This is a genomic window from Streptomyces sp. NRRL S-87 (assembly GCF_000719335.1).
GTDB lineage: Bacteria > Actinomycetota > Actinomycetes > Streptomycetales > Streptomycetaceae > Streptomyces.
The window spans coordinates 1-19,584 of record NZ_JOGB01000042.1; the positions used below are offsets into that span (position 1 = coordinate 1).

19 protein-coding genes are annotated in these 19,584 nt (G+C 76.4%); 10 read left to right on the plus strand and 9 right to left on the minus strand.

The features are described from left to right. Positions 1 to 309: 309 nt before the first annotated feature. Positions 310 to 1,491, minus strand: a complete 1,182-nt coding sequence (locus tag IF43_RS0124705; protein ID WP_030204576.1) for an FAD-dependent monooxygenase — start codon at positions 1,489 to 1,491, stop codon at positions 310 to 312. A gap of 330 nt (positions 1,492 to 1,821) precedes the next feature. On the opposite strand from IF43_RS0124705, the gene IF43_RS0124710 reads away from it, so the two are divergent. Both IF43_RS0124710 and IF43_RS0124715 read left to right on the plus strand, forming a co-directional pair. Then, positions 1,822 to 3,150 (plus strand): MFS transporter, encoded by a 1,329-nt coding sequence (locus tag IF43_RS0124710; protein WP_051796058.1) that lies wholly within the window; start codon positions 1,822 to 1,824, stop codon positions 3,148 to 3,150. A 14-nt stretch (positions 3,151 to 3,164) separates the two neighbouring features. Continuing rightward, on the plus strand, positions 3,165 to 4,352 hold the full coding sequence (locus IF43_RS0124715) for an anhydro-N-acetylmuramic acid kinase (protein WP_030204580.1): 1,188 nt from the start codon (positions 3,165 to 3,167) through the stop codon (positions 4,350 to 4,352). Between the two features lie 18 nt (positions 4,353 to 4,370). Here the strand turns inward: IF43_RS0124715 and IF43_RS0124720 are convergent, their stop codons facing one another. Further along, the gene (locus tag IF43_RS0124720; protein WP_030204585.1) at positions 4,371 to 4,901 is read right to left on the minus strand and encodes a hypothetical protein; all 531 of its coding nucleotides are present in this window, start codon (positions 4,899 to 4,901) and stop codon (positions 4,371 to 4,373) included. A 223-nt stretch (positions 4,902 to 5,124) separates the two neighbouring features. On the opposite strand from IF43_RS0124720, the gene IF43_RS0124725 reads away from it, so the two are divergent. After that, positions 5,125 to 6,429 (plus strand): hypothetical protein, encoded by a 1,305-nt coding sequence (locus tag IF43_RS0124725; RefSeq protein WP_030204586.1) that lies wholly within the window; start codon positions 5,125 to 5,127, stop codon positions 6,427 to 6,429. A gap of 2 nt (positions 6,430 to 6,431) precedes the next feature. Here the strand turns inward: IF43_RS0124725 and IF43_RS0124730 are convergent, their stop codons facing one another. From IF43_RS0124730 to IF43_RS0124740, 3 genes are all read right to left on the minus strand, one after another. Continuing rightward, positions 6,432 to 7,499 carry an isopenicillin N synthase family oxygenase gene (locus IF43_RS0124730; protein WP_030204587.1) on the minus strand — a complete coding sequence of 356 codons (1,068 nt, stop codon included), beginning with the start codon at positions 7,497 to 7,499 and terminating at the stop codon, positions 6,432 to 6,434. 223 nt (positions 7,500 to 7,722) lie between these two features. Continuing rightward, positions 7,723 to 8,724, minus strand: coding sequence for a calcium-binding protein (locus IF43_RS38280; RefSeq protein ID WP_051796037.1), 1,002 nt, complete (start codon positions 8,722 to 8,724; stop codon positions 7,723 to 7,725). A 204-nt stretch (positions 8,725 to 8,928) separates the two neighbouring features. Continuing rightward, on the minus strand, positions 8,929 to 9,360 hold the full coding sequence (locus IF43_RS0124740; RefSeq protein WP_030204591.1) for a hypothetical protein: 432 nt from the start codon (positions 9,358 to 9,360) through the stop codon (positions 8,929 to 8,931). Positions 9,361 to 9,569: 209 nt separating this feature from the next. Between IF43_RS0124740 and IF43_RS0124745 the strand changes: the two genes are divergently transcribed. Further along, entirely contained in the window at positions 9,570 to 10,169 is a 600-nt protein-coding gene (locus tag IF43_RS0124745) for a hemerythrin domain-containing protein (protein ID WP_051796040.1), read from the plus strand. A 3-nt stretch (positions 10,170 to 10,172) separates the two neighbouring features. Beyond that, positions 10,173 to 11,225: an NAD-dependent epimerase/dehydratase family protein gene (locus IF43_RS0124750; protein ID WP_051796043.1), complete on the plus strand. Its 1,053-nt coding sequence runs from the start codon at positions 10,173 to 10,175 to the stop codon at positions 11,223 to 11,225. Between the two features lie 79 nt (positions 11,226 to 11,304). On the opposite strand, the gene IF43_RS0124755 is transcribed toward IF43_RS0124750, so the two are convergent. Further along, entirely contained in the window at positions 11,305 to 11,661 is a 357-nt protein-coding gene (locus IF43_RS0124755; protein WP_030204597.1) for a hypothetical protein, read from the minus strand. A 336-nt stretch (positions 11,662 to 11,997) separates the two neighbouring features. Here IF43_RS0124755 and IF43_RS0124760 point away from each other — a divergent pair, with 336 nt between their 5' ends. Continuing rightward, positions 11,998 to 12,768 (plus strand): SDR family NAD(P)-dependent oxidoreductase, encoded by a 771-nt coding sequence (locus tag IF43_RS0124760; RefSeq protein WP_030204599.1) that lies wholly within the window; start codon positions 11,998 to 12,000, stop codon positions 12,766 to 12,768. Between the two features lie 40 nt (positions 12,769 to 12,808). Here the strand turns inward: IF43_RS0124760 and IF43_RS0124765 are convergent, their stop codons facing one another. From IF43_RS0124765 to IF43_RS0124775, 3 genes are read right to left on the minus strand one after another with little or no spacing between them, the layout of a single operon-like run. Then, positions 12,809 to 13,639 (minus strand): dienelactone hydrolase family protein, encoded by an 831-nt coding sequence (locus tag IF43_RS0124765; RefSeq protein WP_030204602.1) that lies wholly within the window; start codon positions 13,637 to 13,639, stop codon positions 12,809 to 12,811. Positions 13,640 to 13,641: 2 nt separating this feature from the next. Then, positions 13,642 to 15,336, minus strand: coding sequence for an FAD-dependent oxidoreductase (locus tag IF43_RS0124770; protein WP_030204604.1), 1,695 nt, complete (start codon positions 15,334 to 15,336; stop codon positions 13,642 to 13,644). 15 nt (positions 15,337 to 15,351) lie between these two features. Continuing rightward, a complete protein-coding gene (locus IF43_RS0124775; protein ID WP_078910421.1) occupies positions 15,352 to 16,326 on the minus strand; it encodes a diiron oxygenase in 975 nt (324 codons plus the stop codon). Positions 16,327 to 16,511: 185 nt separating this feature from the next. On the opposite strand from IF43_RS0124775, the gene IF43_RS0124780 reads away from it, so the two are divergent. The 4 genes from IF43_RS0124780 to IF43_RS0124795 all read left to right on the plus strand — a co-directional run bounded on the left by IF43_RS0124780 (position 16,512) and on the right by IF43_RS0124795 (position 19,558). Beyond that, positions 16,512 to 16,745: a hypothetical protein gene (locus IF43_RS0124780; RefSeq protein ID WP_030204608.1), complete on the plus strand. Its 234-nt coding sequence runs from the start codon at positions 16,512 to 16,514 to the stop codon at positions 16,743 to 16,745. Positions 16,746 to 17,018: 273 nt separating this feature from the next. Beyond that, the gene (locus tag IF43_RS0124785) at positions 17,019 to 17,381 is read left to right on the plus strand and encodes an amphi-Trp domain-containing protein (protein ID WP_030204610.1); all 363 of its coding nucleotides are present in this window, start codon (positions 17,019 to 17,021) and stop codon (positions 17,379 to 17,381) included. A gap of 181 nt (positions 17,382 to 17,562) precedes the next feature. Then, the gene (locus tag IF43_RS0124790) at positions 17,563 to 17,775 is read left to right on the plus strand and encodes a hypothetical protein (protein ID WP_030204612.1); all 213 of its coding nucleotides are present in this window, start codon (positions 17,563 to 17,565) and stop codon (positions 17,773 to 17,775) included. A gap of 199 nt (positions 17,776 to 17,974) precedes the next feature. Further along, a complete protein-coding gene (locus IF43_RS0124795) occupies positions 17,975 to 19,558 on the plus strand; it encodes a N,N-dimethylformamidase beta subunit family domain-containing protein (RefSeq protein WP_051796045.1) in 1,584 nt (527 codons plus the stop codon). Positions 19,559 to 19,584: the final 26 nt, after the last annotated feature.

Consider the following 19,584-nt stretch of genomic DNA (forward strand, 5'->3'; position numbering starts at 1 on the left):
ACCGCTGGGAGGTACCCCCAGCGGCAGGCCCACCCCAGGGGCTTTGGGGGCTCCGCCCCTGGCCTTCGGCCACCCCTGGCCCGGGCCTGCCTCCGGACCCGACCTGCCACCCCTGTCAAGCGCCTCCCCCACACACCACGGGCCGGCACTCCCTTGTGAGATGGCGGCCCGGGTGTCAGCTTCCCGACCCGTCGCGCTTGCTCCCGTGACACCGGTGGTTGCTGGTTGGTTGTGTCGGCTGTCGGCTGTCGGCTGTCGGCTGTCGGCTGTCGGTTGCGGTTGTCGGCTCGGGCCGGTGGGGGTGTGCGGCTACTCCGGGAGGTGGAAGCCGTTGAAGAGGTCGTCCATGCCTCGCAGGGCCAGGCGGGTGGGCGTGGCGTGGACCGCGAGGTCGCGGGCCGCCGTCGCGAGGGGGTTGCGGAGCGCCCCGAGGCGGCCGACCCGGCGGGCGCGGACCCGTACCGCGTCGGTCCGGTCGCGGCGGGCGGCGGTGTACGCGGCCAGGGCTGCCGGTACGGCGTCCGTGGCGTCCGCGTCGTCGCCCGCGGGGAGCAGGTGGGCCAGCACCGCCGCGTCCTCGATGCCCTGGCAGCCGCCCTGGCCGAGGTTGGGCGCCATGGCGTGGGCGGCGTCGCCGAGCCAGGCGATCCGGCCGTGGTGCAGGCGGGGGAGCGGGGCGGCCAGGTCGTAGAGGTCGTTCTGGAGGACGTCGGCGGCGTCGAGGCGGCCGATGCGGTCCAGCAGGGCAGGGATCGGGTCGTGCCACGTGCCGAAGCGGCGGCGGAGTTCGGCGCGCGCGTCGGACGGCCGCGTACCGGGGGGTACGACGGCGGTCGCGTACACGTAGTACCGCCCGTCCGAGAGCGGGGTCACGCCGAACCGCTCGCCCCGCCCCCAGGTTTCGGTCATGGCCGGCACCCGGAGGTCCGGCGCGTCCACGAGCGCCCGCCAGGCGGTCTCGCCGAGGTAGTGCAGACCGGGGTGGTCGGGGAAGAACGCACGCCGCAGCGGGCTGTGGATGCCGTCGGCGGCGACGACCAGGTCGGCGTGCAGGTCCGGGCCGTCCGTCGTACGTACGGTCGGCCGGCCGGAGGAGTCGTCGACCGCGGTCACGGCGGTTCCGTAGCGCAGGGACCCCGGCGGCAGTGCGGCGGCCAGGGCAGTGGTGAGGGCCGGGCGCGGGACGGCGATGGGGGCGGTGCCGTAGCGGGCCGCCAGGTCCGCGGTGGCGGAGCGGACGAGCCACCGCCCGCCGGCGCCGCGCACCCCCATCGTCGCGGGCACCGCGCGGCCCGCGGCGTAGGCGGCGTCGACGCCGATGGCTTCTAGGGCGCGCAGGGCGTTGGGTGCGAGGCCGATGCCGGCCCCGGTGACGGGGGGTTCGGGGGCGCGTTCGCAGACGGTGACGTGCCAGCCGCGGCGGTGCAGGGCGACGGCGGCGGTGAGTCCGGCGATACCGGCCCCGGCCACCACGGCGTGACGTTTCGGCATGGAAGACCCCCCTCGTTGGGTGTCCGGCGGCCGGGTGAACGGGGCGGTGGACCGGCCGGTCGGGCACCTGTTCCGACTGCGGAGGCCTCACTCTGCCACCCCGTCGGAAGCGGCGTCCCGGAGGCCTCTTCGACGGCCGTCACCGACGCCGCCGGGCCGCTGCGATGCGCCGGGGGGCGGTCGTACGTGTACGGCGTCGGCCGGTCGGTGGAATGCCGGGCGGCACGCGGTTGGGCCGCCCGGCCCGGCGGGAAGCGTGCCCGCGTGACGACCTCCGCGCTCCCGCCGCCCGCGGCGCGGCCCGCCCCGCCGGAACGCGCCGGGCCGACGGTGCGGCAGGCGGTCCTCGCCGGTGCCGTCGGCAACTTCGTCGAGTGGTACGAGTTCGGCGTCTACGGCTACTTCGCCACCGTCCTCGCCGCCACGTTCTTCTCCCCGACCGGCACGGTCGACACCGGCTCGCTCGCCGCCACCTACGCGGCGTTCGCCCTGGCCTTCTTCTTCCGGCCGGTCGGGGCACTGCTCTTCGGCCGGCTCGGCGACCGCGCGGGCCGGCGCCCCGCCCTGCTCGCCTCCCTCACCCTGATGACCCTGGCCACCGCGGCCATCGGAGTGCTGCCCGGCCATGCCGCGGCCGGTCCGGCCGCTCCCGTCCTGCTCACCGTGCTGCGCGCGCTTCAGGGCCTGTGCGCGGGCGGCGAGTTCGGTGGCGCGGTCTCCGTCCTCACGGAGTTCGCTCCGCCCGGTCGGCGCGGCCGGTACGGCTCCTGGCAGTCGTGCACCGTCGCGCTCGGGCTGCTGGCGGGCGCGGGCACCGCCGCCGCCCTGGCGACCGCACTGCCGGAGGGCGAACTGTACGCGTGGGGCTGGCGGATCGCCTTCCTGCTGACGCTCCCTCTGGGTGCGGCCGCGCTGGCCCTGCGGGTCCGACTCCCGGAGACCCCGGAGTTCCTCGCCGTCGCCGCCGTCCCCGCGCCGCCCGGCGGGGCGACGGCCCAGCGGGCCCCGGCCGCGGCCGGCACGGCGGCGGCCGCGCCCGACCCCGCGGCCCTGTCCCTCCCGGCCGGTGCGGCGGTCGGGGCGGTGCTGCTCGGCAGCGGGCGCATCGTCGGCTGGTCCGGTGCCGGGTACGCCTTCCTCGTCGTCCTCCCCTCCCACCTCCAGACCGCGCTCGGCACCTCCTACCGCGACGCGCTGCTCGCCACGCTGCTCGCCAACCTCGGGTTCGCCGCGGCCATCGTGCCCGCCGGCGCGCTGAGCGACCGGGTCGGCCGCCGTGCCGTCATGCTCACCGGCACCGTGCTGGTCATCGGCCTGGCCCTGCCGCTGTTCGCCCTGATCACGGACCCCGCCGCGGCCACAACGGGCAAGGCCGCGGCTGTCCTGCTCGCCGGGGCCCTGGTAGGCCTGCTGGCCGGGCCGGGGCCGGCGATGCTCGCCGAGATGTTCCCGGCCCGCGTGCGCTGCACCGGTCTGGGCACGGCGTACGCACTGGCCAACGCGGTGTTCGCGGGCTGCGCCGGCCTCACCGTCACGCGGCTCGCCCAGAGCACCGGACGCGCCGACGTACCGGCCCTCTACGCGGCCGCCGCCTGCACGTTGAGCCTGCCGGCCCTGTGGACCCTGCGCCCCGACGACCACCTGCGGCCCCTGCGGTGACCGGAGCGCACGGCCTGCGCGTGATCGGCCTGATGTCCGGGACGTCGTACGACGCCGTCGACGCCGCGGCCGCCGACCTCGCCGTGGACGGCGGCACGCTGCGCCTCACCCCGCTGGGCGCGCTCAGCCGGCCGTACGCCGCCGACCTCAAGGAGGCCCTCGTCCGGGCCCTGCCGCCCGGGGCCGTCACCATGGCGGACGTCTGCCGGCTCGACACCGGCATCGGCCGGGCCTTCGCCGACGTCGCCGTGCTCGCCGACCGCGAACTGTGCGCGGGAGCGGCGGAGCTGGTCGCCTCGCACGGCCAGACCGTCTACCACTGGGCGGACCCGGGCGGCCGGGTGCACGGCACCCTCCAGCTGGGACAGCCCGCCTGGATCGCCGAGGCCACCGGCCTCCCGGTGGCGGCCGACTTCCGGCCGCGGGACGTCGCGGCCGGCGGCCAGGGCGCCCCGCTGGTCGGCCTGGTGGACCGGATGTGGCTGCGCGGCCGCCCCGGCCGCCCGGTGGCGCTCAACATCGGTGGGATCGCCAACATCACCGCGGTCCGCCCGGCAGCGGGCACCGGCGACGGCGCGGTGGCCTTCGACACCGGTCCCGGCAACGCCCTGATCGACGCCGCCGTACGCGAACTCACCGGCGGACGCCGCGACCACGACGAGGACGGCCGGCTCGCCGCGGCGGGCGCGGTCCACGAGCCGCTGCTGCGGTACCTGCTGGCCGAGCCCTACTACCGGCTGCCGGTGCCCCGGACGACCGGCAAGGAGCTGTTCAACGGGGGCTACCTGCGCGCGGCCCTGCACGCCGCGGGACTCGAGGGACCCGACCGGGACGTCGTCGCCACCCTCACCCTCCTGACCGCCCGCACGATCGCCGACGCGGTACGTCCGCTCGGCGCGACGGAGGTGGTGGCCTCGGGCGGCGGCGTCCGCAACCCGGTCCTGATGGACCGGCTCCGTCGCGAGCTGCCGGGCGTACCGGTGCGGGAGTCGGACGGCCTGGGCCTGCCCGCGCAGGCCAAGGAGGCGTACGCGTTCGCCGTGCTCGGCTTCCTCACCGCCCTGGGACTGCCCGGCAACGCGCCCGCCTGCACGGGCGCCGTAGGCCCCCGCGTGCTCGGCTCCCTCACCCCCGGCCGGCGCCCCCTGCGCCTGCCCGCGACCCCCGCGGCCGCGCCGCACACCCTCGTCGTCACCCGGTGAGCCCGCGCCGCCGCGCGTTCAGTGCCCGGCGGCCTTGACCAGTGCGACCAGGGTGCCGATCGCCGCGTCGACGGCCCCGCCCACCAGGGCCGCGACCGTGCCGCCGCCCATCTTCAGCGCTCCGGAGCAGCCCCAGGCGAACAGCCCGGCCACGTTCACGCCGGCCGAGGTGAGCAGTGCGGTGTCGAGGGCCATCAGGCCCAGCCCCGCCGCCCCGATGAGGACCAGGGGCCCCACGGCCGACAGCAGCAGCGGACTGGAGACGAACAGCAGGCGGCGCAGCTCGCGGACGCCACCGGTGCTGCCGTGCACCACGCGGTGCGCCTGCGCGTCCGCCACCAGCGTCGCCAGCCACAGGCCGACCGAGGTCGCGCCGACCGAGGCCGCGGCGGCGGGGGCGGTGGTGTGCTCGGCCACGGCCAGGCCGATGGCCACCGCGATCATGGTGATCGCCGCGTACAGGCGCTCCTTGAGGCGCGCCGACTCCAGCTGGGGGTCCCGCGCGGGGGGCGGCTCGGCAGCCGCGCCGGGGGTGGGCTCGTGGGCCATGCGGCCACCGTAGGACGCGCGCGCCGCGCGGCCCGTACCCGGCGCACGCGGCCCCGCGTGTCCCTCCGGTCGCGGTGTCCGCCGTCCGCCCGACCGGGTGAGAGGTGAGGGGGAGGGGCGGGCGCCGGGGCCAACCCCTCCACCGGGACGGGGGTTTACCCCACCACGGGTGGGCGGTCGGCCGGATGTCGGGGGCGGGGTGGCCCTCCGTAGCGTCGGGGCCATGACGAACGACATCGACACCGACGACTCCAGTACGTACGCACGGAACGTGACGGGACGCCAGGGCGTGCTCCGCGCGCCGGGGTCGGCGCGGCGGGCGGCCGCCGCCGTGCTGCTCGCGGCCGTGCTCGCGGGTGCGGCCGCCCCCGCGGCGTTCGCCGCGACGCCCGCCCGCCCCCCGGCCGTCGCCCCCGCCGGGCGCGGCACGCTGCTCGCCCTGACCCCGGTCGGCGCGTTCGACCGGCAGCAGGTCGTCGCGTACGAGACCCAGGCCGGGATCAAGGGCGCCCCGCTGCGGTACGGCGTCCGCGCCTACCGGCTCACGTACGCCACCGTCACCCCGCACGGGCGCCCCACCACGGCGACCGGGCTGCTGGTGCTGCCCGTCGGCGGGCCGCGCCGCCTCGACCTGGTGTCCGACACCCACGGCACCGTCACCCACCGCGACAGCGCCCCCTCCGGCGGTATCGGCGACAACCGGCTGACCGCCTACCTGCACGCCTCCGCCGGGCGGGCCGTCGCCGCGCCGGACTACCTCGGGCTCGGCGGCGGCCCCGGCCGGCACCCCTACATGGACACCCGCTCGTCCGTCACCGCCTCGCACGACATGCTCCGCGCCGCCCGCGCGGCCGCCGCCCGTCTCGGCCGCCCCGTCAGCCGCGACGTGTACGTCACCGGCTTCTCCCAGGGCGGCCAGGTCGCGATGGCCCTCGGCCGCGAACTCGCCCGCCCCGGCTCCGGGTTCCGGCTCCGCGCCCTCGCCCCGATCGCCGGCCCGTACGACATCGCGGGCGAGCAGGTGCCGGCCCTGTTCGACGGCCGCGTCGACCCGCACAGCGGCGTCTTCTACCTCTCCTACTTCCTCACCGCGCAGAACCGGCTCCACCCGCTGTACAAGAGCCCGTCCGACGTGTTCAAGGCCCCCTACGCCTCCTTCGTCGAGGACCTGTTCGACGGCCGTCACCAGGAGGACGCGGTCCTCGCCGCCCTGCCCGCGGACGCCGGCCGACTCCTCACCCCGGCCTGGGCCGCGGGACTCCGCCACCCGCACGGCGTCCTGAAGGCCGTGCTCACCTCCAACAGCCGGGCCTGCGACTGGAAGCCGGCCGTCCCGGTCCGCCTGTACGCCGCCGCCGGCGACCGCGACGTGCCCATCGGGAACTCCCGCTCCTGCGCCCGCGACCTGGTCGCACACGGCGCCCGCGCGGTGCGGGTGGTCGACCAGGGGGCCGACGCCACCCACTTCGTCAGCGCTTTCAGGTCGGCGCCCCGGACGGCCCGCTGGTTCGACTCCCTGGCCGACTGAGGTCAGGGCACGGGCGCGCCGGCGGAGAGCCGGGCGAGCCGGTCCTCGGCCAGGATCCGGCGCGTCGTGACCCGGTCCGGGTAGCAGCGCATGAACATCCGTGTGAAGTGCGCCCCGTAGTGGATCTCCTCCGCACCTGGCCCCGCCCGCCGCCCGGCCGGCCGCAGCGGCCGGAGCACGGCGTCGAAGGCCGGTTCGTGGAAGTAGGCCAGCGCGTACCGCTCACGCTCGGCGAGTGCGACCCGGTGCGGCGTCGACAGCAGCGGTCCGCCCGCCAGCTCCGCCGTCAGGAACTGCATCATGTCGCCCGGGAAGACGGTGAAAACCCCCGGGACCGGAGGCACGAAGCACCACCCCGGCTCCCGTTCCCACCGGCCCGCCGTGCTCTCGCCCGGCCGCCAGTTGCACGGCCGGTCCTCGCCCGGCACGGGCGGGCGCACGTACAGTCCGCCCACCTCGTCCTGGGCGGCGATGACGAGCAGCCCGTAGTCCGTGTGCGCGCCGATCCCGCTCCCGCCCGCGACGGTGCGGGCCGGGAAGCGCAGCACCCGCATGTGGTGCCAGCCGCCGCGGGTCAGCCCGGCGAGGGCCGCGGCCCCGCGCTCCCCGAGGCGCAGCCCCAGCGCGACCAGCCGCAGCAGCCGCTCGCCGAGCTCGCCGACGACCGCGAGGTATGCCTCCATCGCCGCCCGGTACCCGGAGTCCGGCCACGGCACCGGGCCGTGCGCGGGCCAGCCCGCCCGCACCCGCGGGTGGGTAGGCGGCAGGTCCGGGGTGACGGTGAAGACCTCCGAACGGTCCGGGCGGCCCGCCGTCAGCTCCTCGCCGGAGGCGATGTACCCGCTGTACGACACGTCGCTGACCAGCGCGGCCTTCTCCGGGTACGGCCGGGCGAAGAACCGCCGGCTTGCCGCCAGGGCGTCCTCGGTGCGGGCGCGGCCACCGGCGTCCGCCGCCACCTGGAAGATCCCGTCCCGCCGCCAGGCCGCCACCATCGCCCGGCCCAGCGCGGCGTCCGCCGCCGTGCCGGCACCGCACGCCGGCATCCGAAAGGTCGTCAACTCTCCCATGAGGACGGCTCCTTAACCCACCGTTGCCGTTCCCCGCGCGCCGCGCGCGGGTTCCGTACGGCTGCACGGACCGGACCACCCCGGGTTCGCCCGTCCGGGGACAGTGACCAACACTTCCGGCAGTCGCCGGTCGGTCCGCGCGGGAGGGGGCGGCGGCACGCGGGGGCGGACCGGATCCCGTGGGGGAGCCGGTCCGCGCGGTGGTGGGGGAGTGGCCTCGGCCCTACGGCACGTTGGTGGCCGTCTCGCAGCCGACGGCCAGGTCGGTGCCCTCCTTGCCGTCGCACGTGTCGGCGGTGCCCTCGCCGGCGTCGAGCACGTCGTTGCCGCCCGCATCGGCGGCGACTGCCGGTGCGGCGGCCGGCGACCCGGCGGGGGCGCCGCCCGTGCCGGAGGCCGTGCCCGGCTCCGTACCCGTTCCCTTGCCGGACCCGGACCCGGACCCGGTACCCGCTCCGGTGCCCGCACCGGGCTCGTCGCGGCCGTGGGCGACGCGGCCGGAGTTGCTGTCCCCGATGAGCGCGTCGTCGCCCGCGCCGCCCACGATGACGTCGTTCCCGCTGCCCGTGGCCCGGGACTCGGCCGAGGAGTCCCCCGTGATCTGGTCGTCCCCGGCGCCGCCGTCGAGGAAGTCGTTGCCGCCGCCCGAGGCGTCGATGCCGCCGCGGCTGTCGCCCACCATGTGGTCGTCGCCGGCGTCGCCGTAGACGGCGTCGTTGCCGCCGCCGGTGGCGCTCGCACCGAAGGCGATGCTGTCGCCGCCGACCCGGTCGTTGCCGTCGCCGCCCCGTACGACGTCGTTGCCGCCGCCCTCGACCGGTGTCCGGGTGGAGATCAGATCGCCGCGCACGAGGTCGTCTCCCGACCCGCCGTCCACCCGGTCGTCGCCGAGTCCGCCGGCGAGGCTGTCGTTGCCGGCCTCGCCGTGCACGACGTCGTCGCCCGTCCCGGCGTCCACCTGGTCGTCGCCGTCACCGCCACGGACCGTGTCGTCGCCGGCTCCGGAGCAGACCAGGTCGTTGCCGCCGCCCGCGTCGATCGTGTCCTCGCCGGCCCCGGCGAGGATGACGTCGTCCCCCGCGGTGCCGGTGATCGTGCCGGAGCCGGTGAGCGTGACCGGCTTGCCGAGGCAGGTGGCCACCGGCGAACCGGTCGCCGAGCAGGGGAACGCGAGGGCGAGCAGGACGACGGCCGTCGCCACCGTGAGCGTCTTGCGGCGGGACATGGGCGGCCTCCGGTCGATACGGCCGCACGCGCGGCCGGCCCCGGGCCTGGGGCGAGGGACGCTGGAGACCCGGGGCCCGGCACGGGAACCCGGCCCGGGGTCGCTGTGGACCCTAGGCCGGGTCGCCACCCGGTTCAATCAAATCCTGAGGGTTGGAGGAGATTCATCCCCTATTGGCCCTGTGCGGGAGTGCGGGTCCCGGGGTCAGCGCCCCCGGACGGGCCGCGGCTGACGGACGATGCGGAAGCCGTGGTACTCGCTGGCCAGCACCCGCCCCGACCCGTCCGTGAACACCCCCGTGACGTCGTACGTCACATCACCGCCCGTGCGGCTCTTGGGCAGGCGCTCGGGCCGCAGGTGGATCTCGTACGGGCCGCCCGCCCGGAACCCGCCCAGCGGCGTCTGCGTACTGGCCGTGACCCGGCCCTCGGAGCTCCGCGTGTCGGTGAACGTCAGACCGTCGACGTCCGTACCCAGCCGGAACGTGAGCGCGACGGTGACCACCGCCCCCTCGGGCAGCTCGACGGGCCTGCGCACCGGTCCCGGGCCCAGCGGGATCCGGATCCTGTCGAGCCCCTCCGGTATGACGGAGATGTCGAGCAGCTCGAAGTCGGTGGCGACGCGTGTGACGTCCATACCCGGCGACTGCCCTGCCGGAAGGGCCGGAAACCCCGCCGCCGGCCGGATCCGGAGCCGCATCCGGATCCGTTTCGGGACACCCGTCGATCCGTGGGGCCGTGCGCGCATGTCCGGCGCCGTACCGGGCAGCCGCGCTTCCGTACGGCCGCCCGGTGCGGGCCCCTGCCCCCGGGACGGCGCGCCGACGAACGCGAGGAGTACGGATCATGGGCCATGGCGGAGACGTCATCGCAGAGCTGACCGCCGACCACGGCGAGGTGAAGGACTTCTTCCAGCGGATCGACCGCACCACCGCCGCCGACGAGCGGCGCACCCTCGCCGACAAGATGACGATCGAGCTGGTGCGCCACTCGATCGCCGAGGAGATGTACCTCTATCCCGCGGTGCGCGAGCACATCGACGGCGGTGACTCGATCGCCGACAAGGAGATCGAGGACCACGCCAAGGTGGAGGCGCTCCTCAAGGAACTGGAGGACCTCGACGCCTCCGGTGCCGCCTTCACCACCACGATGCGGCGGATCGAGACCGAGGTGCTGGACCACATCGCCGACGAGGAGGAGAACCTCTTCCCGGCGCTGCGCCGGGCCTGCCAGGCCGGGATGCTCCACGACCTCGGCGACAAGATCCGGACGGCCAAGAAGACGGCCCCCACCCGCCCGCACCCCGGCCTCCCCTCCACGCCGCCCGCGAACAAGCTGGTCGGCCCCGGCATCGGACTCGTCGACCGGGCCCGCGACCTGCTGTCCGGCCGCGGCAAGGACGACGGTGAGGAATCCGGCGGCGCGGACCGGAGCAGGGCGGCCTGAGCCATGAAGGCCGTCGTCGTCGGGGCCACCGGGAACGCCGGGACGAGCGTCGTCCGGCACCTGGCCGGAGAACCGCAGGTCACCGAGGTCCTGGGGCTGGCCCGCCGGATTCCCGAGTGGCACCCCCAGGGGGTCCGGTGGGCCGAGGCCGACGTCGATCCGGGCGGCACCTCCCTGGAGCCGCTCTTCGACGGGGCCGACGCCGTGGTCCACCTCGCCTGGAAGTTCCAGCCCGCCCGCCGGCCGGTGGAGACCTGGCGCACCAACGTCCTGGGGACCGTCCGCGTGTGCGAGGCGGCCGCCGCGGCCGGCGTACGGGCCCTCGTGTACGCGTCCTCGGTCGGGGCGTACGCGCCCGGTCCGCCGGACGGCCGCCCCGTGGACGAGTCCTGGCCCACCCACGGCTGGCCGGGGGCGGCCTACACCCGCGAGAAGGCGTACGTGGAGCGCTACCTCGACGGGTTCCAACTGGCCCATCCGGAGCTGCGGGTGGTCAGGATGCGGCCCGGCTTCCTCTTCAAGGAGACCGCCGCCTCCGAGCAGTGGCGGATCTTCGCGGGCGGGCTGCTGCCGCAGCGGCTGCTGCGCCCCGACCTGCTTCCGGTGGTGCCCGACCTGCCCGGCCTGCGCTTCCAGGCGCTGCACACCGACGACGCGGCGGCCGCGTACGCCGCCGCCGTGCTGCGGCCGGTGCGGGGACCGTTCAACCTGGCGGCCGACCCGGTCGTGGACGCCGGGGTGCTGGCCGACCTGCTGGAGGCGCGGACGGTGCCGCTGCCGGCCGCCGCGGCGCGGGCGGCGCTGGCCGCCGCGTGGCGGCTGCGCCTGGTGCCGGCCGACCCCGGCCTGTTCGACGCGGTCCTGCGGCTGCCGCTGCTGGACACCGCGCGGGCGCGCGGGGAACTCGGCTGGCGGCCCCGGCACACGGCGACGGAGGCACTGGCCGCGTTCCTGAGCGGGCTGCGGGCCGGCGCGGGCCTGCCGACCCCGCCGCTCCACGCGGCCGCGCCCGCGCTGCACCGCCGGCCGTACGCCCGTCCGCACGCGACCGGCTGACCGGCTGACCGGCCGGCCGCCGGACAGCGACGACCGGGGCCCCGTCCGGAAGGGACGGGGCCCCGGTCGTCGCCGCTCCTCACGCGTTGCCGCTCACCGAGGTGTCCTCGGGCGGCCCGCACGGGGCGGTGATGCACACCCACTCCGGCTCCGTGTGGTGCTTCTTCCCGCCCTCGCCCTTGTGCGGCCGGTGCTTCTTGAGGGGACCGTCGCCCTTGCCGGGGTCGATCCGGATGGTGCCGGGGGCGCCCGGCTCCGCCCTGTGCTCCAGCGTGGAGCTGCTGCCGGCGCCGTCGACGGCACCGCCCTTCACGACCGCGTGGGCCGTGGCGGGGGTGGCGGCGAAGGCCGTCGCGGGGACGAGGACGCCGCCCGCGGCCATCGCGGTCGAGGCGGCGAAGAGGACGAGACGGTGGGGGCGGAAGGGACGGGTCACGGTGCTTCTCCTCTGACGGAAGGGGCGGGCCGGGCGGGTGGTGCACTTCCAGTACGCCCTGCCGCGCGCCCCCCGTCATGCCCCTGGAAGTCGTGTCTTGACGCCCGGGAGGGACCTTGGTAGCCGCGCCTGGTCGCCGCCGCGTCCGCCCGGCCTTCCGGCCCACCCCGTTTCCAGCCCGGCCTTCCGGCCCACCCGTTGCCGGCCGGCCTTCCGGCCCACCCGTTGCCGGCCCGGCCTTCCGGCCCACCCCGTTCCCGGCCGGCCGCACCGTCGCGGGCCGGGCCGCGGCGTTGCGGTGGCACGGAACGCGTCCGCACCGGCACGATGGGTGACATGCCACCTCACTCGCCCCGCCTCGACGGCCGGGTCTGCCTGGTGACCGGCGCCGCCTCGGGGATCGGCAGGGCCACCGCGGCGCGTTTCCACCAGGAGGGCGCCCACGTCGTCGCCTGCGACATCGACGCCGACGGGCTGGACCGGCTCGCCGCCGACCTGCCCGGCCCGGCGGTCACCCTCGTCGTGGGGGACGTGTCCCGGCCCGAGGACGCGCGCCGCATGGTCGAGGCGGCGGTCGCCGCGCACGGCCGACTGGACGTGGCCGTCGCCAACGCCGGGGTCATCCCGCTCATGGACATCCGCGAGGCCGGCGCCGAGGACTTCGACCGGGTGATGGCGGTGGACGGCCGCGGGATGTTCCTGACGTGCAAGTACGCGATCGAGGCCATGCTGGCGCAGGGTGACGGCGGCTCGATCGTGTGCGTCTCGTCCATCTCCGGCGAGGCGGGCCAGAAGGGCCAGGCGGTCTACGGCCCGGCCAAGTTCGTCGCCAGCGGCCTGACCAAGCACCTGGCCGTGGAGTGGGCCGGGCACGGCATCCGCGTGAACGCCGTGGCTCCCGGCACGATCCGCACCGAACGGGTCGCGCGGCTCCCGGAGGAGCCCGGGGGACCCGAGTACCTCGACGCCATCGTGCGCCTGCACCCGCTGGGGCGCCTCGGGCTGCCGGAGGAGGTCGCGGCCGCGATCCTCTTCCTCGCCTCGCCCGAGGCGTCCTTCGTCACCGGCGCGGTCCTCCCGGTCGACGGCGGATACCTGGCCCAGTGACGCGCGGGCGTCCACCGGCCGCCGCCCCGGTGGATCCGGGTCAGGCCGCCGGCGCCCCGAGCAGCCGGGTGCGGAACAGGTCGAGCACCTGCTCCAGCGCCTCGCGGGTGGGCTGCCCCGGCTCGTCGACCAGGTGCTCCGTCAGCACGGAGTGCGGCGGGAGCACGGCGTCCGGGTTCGCGCTGGCGTCGTCGAGTTCGACGGCGACGAACGCGTCCCCGAGCTCGCGGCGCAGGAACGCGAACCGCTCCCCGGGCACCAACCGGTCGCCCTGGAACCGCAGTCCCAGGACCTGGAGGCCCTCGCGCTCGCAGCGCCCGCGGACCACCGCCAGCTCCGCCGGGCCGATGTCGACGGTGCCGGCCCGGCCGGGCAGGCCGGCCAGCGGCAGCGACGGCTGGGACAGCACCGGCGCCAGCAGCCGCTCGTCCGTGGCCATCGCCAGGGCGAACCCCCCGGTCAGGCACATCCCCACGGCCCCGACGCCCGGGCCGCCGCACCGTTCGTGCTCGTGCGCGGCCAGCGCCCGCAGCCATGTCACCACGCGCGAACTGCGGCCCGTCGCCATGAGCGTGAACTCGCGGCTCACGCACACGCGCGCGACGGTGCTGGCCAGGTAGCGGGCCGCCGCGACCCGGCCGTGCGCGTCGGGGTGCGGATCGCGGCCCGGCGTGCCGAACAGCACCGGCAGCACCGCCGTGCACCCGAGGTCCGCCACGCGGGCGGCGAACTCGAGCACCTTGGGGGTGATGCCCGGTATCTCCGCCATCACGATCACCGCGGGACCGGTGCCGCGGCGCAGCACGCGGCGCCGGGTGCCGTCGTGCGTGAAGCTCGTCTTCTCGAAGCCCGCCAAGTCGTGGTCAGCCATGCTCACATCCTCCACGGTGCCCGCCGCGCCGCCGCCACGAGTTCGCCGACTGTGGCGAACTTCGCGCGGGGCCGCCCCACTCGGCGGCCGCGGGCCCGCTCGGCCCGGTCGACCGCCGCGAGTCCGCGGGCGTCGACCAGCCGCCGCACCCGCCGCCGGGCCAGCCGCCGGAACCCCTCCGGCGGCCGTGCGGGGGCGGGCAGCGCACCGGCCACCGCGTCCGCGAGGAGGGTGGCGACGGTCTCGGCGGCGCAGGTCCGGTTGGCCCCGATGCCGCCCGTGGGGCCGCGTTTGATCCAGCCCACGACGTACGTCCCCGACCGGCCGACGACCCGGCCGCCCTCGTGCGGGACGGTCCCGGAGACCTCGTCGAAGGGCAGCCCGGCGACGGGCGAGCCGCGGTGTCCGACGGCCCGGACCAACAGGCCCGCCGCGATGTCCCGGGTGCCCCGCGCCCGGCCCGTGACGCGTACGGTCTCCACCCGCCCCGCACCCAGCGCCTCGACCGGGGCGCTGTGGAACCTCAGGACGATCCGCCGCCCCGGAGCGGGCGGGCGCGCCCAGTCGACCGCGGCGCGCGGCAGGCCGTGCAGGAGCGCCGCCTTGTCGCCGGGGCCCGCCGCGTCGATCGCGGCGCCGGTGCGCGGGTCGTGGCCGTCCACGACCAGCTCCACGCCCGGCAGGTGGCGCAGGGCGAGGAGCTCCGACCGGGTGTACGCCGCCTCCGTGGGCCCGCGCCGTCCGAGGACGACCACCTCCCGCACCCGGGAGCCCCGCAGCGCGGCCAGGGCGTGGTCGGCCATGTCCGTGGCGGCCAGCGCGGCCGGGTCGGTGAGCAGCCGCCGGGCGATGTCCAGGGCCACGTTGCCGTTGCCCACCACGACGGCGCGCTCGGTGTCCGAGAGGTCGACCGCGTCGGCCGGCACCTCGGGGTGGGCGTTGTACCAGGCGGTGACGACCCGGGAGGACAGGCAGCCCGGCAGCTCCTCGCCGGGGATGCCGAGCCGCCGGTCGTCCGCGGCCCCGACGGCGTACACGACGGCGTCGTGGTGCGCCGCGAGCTCCTCGGCGGAGACGTCCCGCCCCACCTCCAGCCCCAGGAACAGCCGTACGCGCGGGTGCGCGTGGAAGCGCGCGAACACGTCGGCGACCTTCTTGGTCCCCCGGTGGTCGGGGGCGACGCCGTACCGCACCAGGCCGCCGGCGACCGGCAGCCGGTCCACCAGCGTCACCCGGGCGCCGGTGTACAGCAGCAGGTCCTCGACCGCGTACATGCCGGCGGGGCCGGTGCCCACGACCGCCACGTGCAGCGGCGCGAAGTCCGCGGGGAGGACCCGCCGGAACGCGGGCGCGTCCCAGGCGTGGAAGTTCGGCCCGGCCGCCCGTCGGGGCGGTCCCGACGCGTCCGCCTGACGGGTCGGATCCGCGGCTGCCGCGCCCGTCGGCTCCTCGAAGTAGGCCGCGTTCACGGCGGCGTACGCCCCTAGCGGGCCCGTCAGGGCGTCCACCGGGAGGATCGCGTCCGCCGGGCAGGCATCGGCGCAGGCGCCGCAGGAGATGCACGAACGCGGGTCGATGTGCAGCATCTCCGTGCTGCCGAACTCCCGGTCCTGCGGGGTCGGACGGATGCAGTTGACCGGGCAGACGGCCACGCAGGACGCGTCGTTGCAGCAGGTCTGGGTGATCGCGAAGGTCATGGACGGTCCCGCTCGTCAGATCAGGTGGGCGCGCTGGTAGAAGGCCAACGCCGGCCGGGTCAGCAGGCCGGCGGAGGCGAGGAACTCCATCAGGCCGGCGCAACTGGCCCGCAGCATGGCCTTGTGGTGCTCGTTGGCCCGCGCTTCGGCCACGGCGCGCCGCTCGTCGAGGCCGGCGGCGGCGTACACCCGCCGGTTCACCATGCTGGTGACGATGACGTACGAGGCGGACGCCACCACGAACGCGTTGATCCGGCGCCGCACCCGGCCCGCGCCCGCGAGCCGGCGGCGGGTCTCGTCGCGCGCGAACTTCATGTGCCGGGACTCCTCGACCACGTGGATGTTGCTGATGGTCCGGACGAACGGCGCCACCCGCTCGTCGCGCATCCAGTCGCGCTGCATGACGTCGAGGACCTCCTCGGCGACCAGGATCGCGGCGTAGGCCGCCTCACCGAAGGCCAGCGTCTTGAAGGCGCGGCCGAGTTCGAGCGCGAGGCGACCGGGACGGTAGGCGGGCGCGCCGAGCTTCCGCGCGCCCCGGGCGAACATGATCGAGTGCCGGCACTCGTCGGCGACCTCGGTCAGCGCCCACTGGAAGCGCGCCTGCGTGGGGTCCTTCGCGTAGAGGTCGCGCAGCACCAGCTGCTGGAGGATCATCTCGAACCAGATCCCCGTGCCGGCCACCGACGCGGCCTCCTGCCGCGTCAGCTCCTTGCGCTGCTCCTCGGTCAGTTCGTTCCAGTAGCGGGTGCCGTAGAGCGTGCTCCACTCCGGGCTCGCGCCGTGGAAGTCCCTGTCGAGGGGCGTCTCCCAGTCCACCTCGGTGGCCGGGTCGTACGACAGGAGCGCCGCGGAGTCCAGCAACCGGCGGGCCGAGTCGTCCGGCGCGGGCGACGACCCGGGGGCGGGTTCCGGGGTCGGCTCCGGGGCCGGGTCGGTGGCGGGCGGGGCTGTCGCGAGCGGGGTGGTGCCCGCGCTGCTGCGTGTCATGGTGCGGCTCCCTTGGGCGTCGAACGGCGGTCCGAACCGGCCACTCGCTTGTTAGACAGGCCGTATAACAAGCTTGTTGGACGGACCGTATAACAAGCGCCCCCGCGCGGCCTACCCCTGAGTAGGAATTCGGACTCCGCATCCGCGCCGGGGCGTTGTCGGTGGCGGCTGGCAGGGTGGGGCCCATGGACGAGCGGATGCACGGGCGGATCGCGCGGGGCCCCGCGCGCGGGCCCGGACGGGAATGGGTGGAGCTGGTGGGCGGGCCGCTGGACGGCCTCGTCCTCGACGTGGCGGGTTGGCCCGCGGCCGAACGGGCCGCGGGCACCCTGCTGATGACGGAGGTCGACGACCCCGGCGGCCGCGCCGCGTACGAGGCCCGCCCGGGCGACGCGCACCGGTTCGACTGGCGCGGCTGACGGCCGCGGGAGCGCCCGTCGCGCCCGGCGGGTCCATCTGTTGGCCCAGCCCGCCCCGGTGGGCGTCACGGCACTTTCTTCCGCGGCGCCCTCGCCCCCGCCGACCTGCGGAAAGGGCCGGTGCGAGGACGCTCGGGGGACGGCCGGTGGCGGGTGGCCGGGACGGCGGCGGGTGGGCCGCAGGGGAGCGTGCGGATGTCCCCTCGGGTGTACGGCCGCACAATGAGCGCTGTCCGCTGTCCGTGCCCGTCCGCGCCGAATCGGAGTCAGCCCATGAAGGACCTCAAGTTCGAGCAGAAGCGCTCGCTGTCGCGCATCGAGGCGGCCGACCAGCTCGCCGCGCTCGCCGACGCGCTGCGCAAGGGCGGGGACGCCGAGCTGGAACTCGGCGACGTCACGCTGAGCCTGCGGATCCCCGACGACCTGCGCAGCGAGGTGGAGGTCGAGGTCGGCAGCGGCGAGGTCGAGCTGGAGATCGAGCTGAAGTGGCCGACCACCCGCCCCCGGACCGCGACCCGCCCGGCAGCCGCCGCCGAAGAGGCCCCCAAGCCGCGCAAGAGCACGCCCGCCAAGCCGCGGCGGACCGGCACCGCACGGACCGCGGCCGCGAAGCGCCCCGCCGTGAAGTCGCCCTGAGCCCCGCGGGGAACCTCTGCCCGTGACCGGTCCGGCGGGGAACCTCTGCCCGTGACTGGCCCCGCGGGGAACCTCTGCCCGTGACCGGCCCCGCGGGGAACCTTTGCCCGTGACCGGTCGTCCTTCCGTTACGGGGGCTGGCTCATCAGCTCGTATGCGACGTCCACGGAAGAGGGCCGACATGCAGGCGAACGACCCGGGCACACTCGAGACCACCCTGGCCGACGGCCGCCGGATGACGCTGTCCCTCCCGCGGACGGACGCGCCCTGGGCCGCCGACGGCATCGGCGCGCTGCGCGTCGTCCCGCCCACGCACACCGGCCGCGCCGCGGAGCCCCAACCGCTGCCCGAACGCCCCGTCCTGCCCCTCGAAGTGGCCCTCCTCGCCTTCTGACCCGCGCAACCCGGCCCCGCTCTCCGACCTGCGCGACCCACCCCGCTCCGACGCGCGCCCCCCGCCCGCCCCGCACCCCCGCGGCCGGTCCCCGCGGCGCGCCCGGGGTCGGCGGCCTGCCCGGCGTGCCGCACCGCCGTCCGCTACACAGAAGGGGGGCGGGCCGGGCAGGCGTGGGGGCACAGCCGAGGTGGGTCTCATGGCGCAGGCAGAAGGACCGGACCGGGACGGCAGCGGTTCCACGGGATCGGGACGCCGGCGCGTCCTCGGGCTGGCCGCCGCCTCCCTGGCGGCCGCCCACCCCCTGGTCGCGGCGGCGCAGACCGCGGAGGGCGCCGCGCTGCCGCCTTCCCGGGGCCTGGACGTGCGGGCCGAGAACGCCCGCCCCGGACACCCCGACTGGCGCGTCACCCGGACCGGTGCGCAGCACGACGTCGAGGGGTTCGCCGACCGTACGAGCGTCCGGCCGGGGGAGCCCTTCACCCTCCGCGTCTCGACCACCGCAGCCGCCTACACCGTCTCCGCGTACCGCATGGGCTGGTACGGCGGGGCGCGGGCCCGGCTGGTGTGGCGCTCCGAGCCGCTGCCCGGAACCCGGCAGGCGCCCGCCCGTACCGACCCCGCGACCCGGATGGTCCGCACCGACTGGGAGCCGTCCGCGCGGATCGATACCACCGGCTGGCCCGAGGGCTGCTATCTCCTGCGGCTGGACACCCGCGACGGCCGCGCCCAGCGGTACGTGCCGATCACCCTGCGGTCCCGGAGCACCGCGGGCCGCACCGTGCTCGTCAACGCCGTCGCGACCTGGCAGGCGTACAACCGCTGGGGCGGCGCCGAGCTGTACCAGGGGAGCACCGGCCGCAACGACTCGCGATCGCTCGCCGTCTCCTTCGACCGGCCGTACGTCAACCGCAAGGGCGGCGGCCAGTTCATGTTCTTCGAGGCGCCGCTGCTCGCCCTGGCCGAACGCCTCGGCCTGCCCCTCGCGTACGCCACCGGGGTGGACGTCGCCCGCGAGGCCCGACTCCTGCGGGGGGCGGCGGCCGTGCTCTCCCCCGGCCACGACGAGTACTGGAGCCCCGAGCAGCGGCTGCACGTCACGCGCGCCCGCGACCGCGGAACGAACCTCGCCGTGTTCGGTGCCAACTGCTGCTACCGGCGCGTCCGCTTCGAGCCCTCGCCGCTCGGCCCCGACCGGATCGTGGTCTGCTACAAGGAGGACTACGCCCGGGACCCCGGCTACCGCCGCGGACTGCCACCCACCCACGACTTCCGGGACGGGCCGGCCGCCGACCCCGAGAGCGCGCTCCTCGGGGTGCTCTACGACGGTTACCCGGTGGACGCGCCGTACGTCGTCTCCCGGCCTGGGCACTGGCTGTTCACGGGCACCGGCGTGCGCGCCGGGGAGTCCTTCGCGCACCTGGTGGGCATCGAGTACGACCGGGTCGACACCACCCGCCCCACCCCGCGGCCGATCGAGATCCTGGCCCACTCCCCGGTGGTGTGCAAGGGCCGCCGCAGCCACGCCGACTCGGCGTACCTCACCCTGCCGGGCGGCGCCGCCGTGTTCGCCACCGGCACCATGCGCTGGGTCGAGGCCCTGGACGCCCAGGGGCCCGGCGACGGGGCGAACCACGGCATGGACGGCCGTACGGGGCGGTTCACCCGCACCGTCACCGAGAACGTGCTGCGGGCCTTCGCGCGCGGCCCGGTGGGCCGGGTCCGGCCCGCCGCCGACAACGTGACGGCCCATTACCCGAACGGCCCGCACCCCGGCGCGTAGGCCCCGTTTACCCGAACGGCCCGCAC

Bases quoted from the DNA above. Each gene is read 5' to 3' on its own strand.
- IF43_RS0124705 (WP_030204576.1), bottom strand. From the start codon at position 1,491: ATGCCGAAACGTCACGCCGTGGTGGCCGGGGCCGGTATCGCCGGACTC.
- IF43_RS0124720 (WP_030204585.1), bottom strand. From the start codon at position 4,901: ATGGCCCACGAGCCCACCCCCGGCGCGGCTGCCGAGCCGCCCCCCGCG.
- IF43_RS0124725 (WP_030204586.1), top strand. From the start codon at position 5,125: ATGACGAACGACATCGACACCGACGACTCCAGTACGTACGCACGGAAC.
- IF43_RS0124730 (WP_030204587.1), bottom strand. From the start codon at position 7,499: ATGGGAGAGTTGACGACCTTTCGGATGCCGGCGTGCGGTGCCGGCACG.
- IF43_RS38280 (WP_051796037.1), bottom strand. From the start codon at position 8,724: ATGTCCCGCCGCAAGACGCTCACGGTGGCGACGGCCGTCGTCCTGCTC.
- IF43_RS0124740 (WP_030204591.1), bottom strand. From the start codon at position 9,360: ATGGACGTCACACGCGTCGCCACCGACTTCGAGCTGCTCGACATCTCC.
- IF43_RS0124745 (WP_051796040.1), top strand. From the start codon at position 9,570: ATGGGCCATGGCGGAGACGTCATCGCAGAGCTGACCGCCGACCACGGC.
- IF43_RS0124750 (WP_051796043.1), top strand. From the start codon at position 10,173: ATGAAGGCCGTCGTCGTCGGGGCCACCGGGAACGCCGGGACGAGCGTC.
- IF43_RS0124760 (WP_030204599.1), top strand. From the start codon at position 11,998: ATGCCACCTCACTCGCCCCGCCTCGACGGCCGGGTCTGCCTGGTGACC.
- IF43_RS0124765 (WP_030204602.1), bottom strand. From the start codon at position 13,639: ATGGCTGACCACGACTTGGCGGGCTTCGAGAAGACGAGCTTCACGCAC.
- IF43_RS0124770 (WP_030204604.1), bottom strand. From the start codon at position 15,336: ATGACCTTCGCGATCACCCAGACCTGCTGCAACGACGCGTCCTGCGTG.
- IF43_RS0124775 (WP_078910421.1), bottom strand. From the start codon at position 16,326: ATGACACGCAGCAGCGCGGGCACCACCCCGCTCGCGACAGCCCCGCCC.
- IF43_RS0124780 (WP_030204608.1), top strand. From the start codon at position 16,512: ATGGACGAGCGGATGCACGGGCGGATCGCGCGGGGCCCCGCGCGCGGG.
- IF43_RS0124785 (WP_030204610.1), top strand. From the start codon at position 17,019: ATGAAGGACCTCAAGTTCGAGCAGAAGCGCTCGCTGTCGCGCATCGAG.
- IF43_RS0124790 (WP_030204612.1), top strand. From the start codon at position 17,563: ATGCAGGCGAACGACCCGGGCACACTCGAGACCACCCTGGCCGACGGC.
- IF43_RS0124795 (WP_051796045.1), top strand. From the start codon at position 17,975: ATGGCGCAGGCAGAAGGACCGGACCGGGACGGCAGCGGTTCCACGGGA.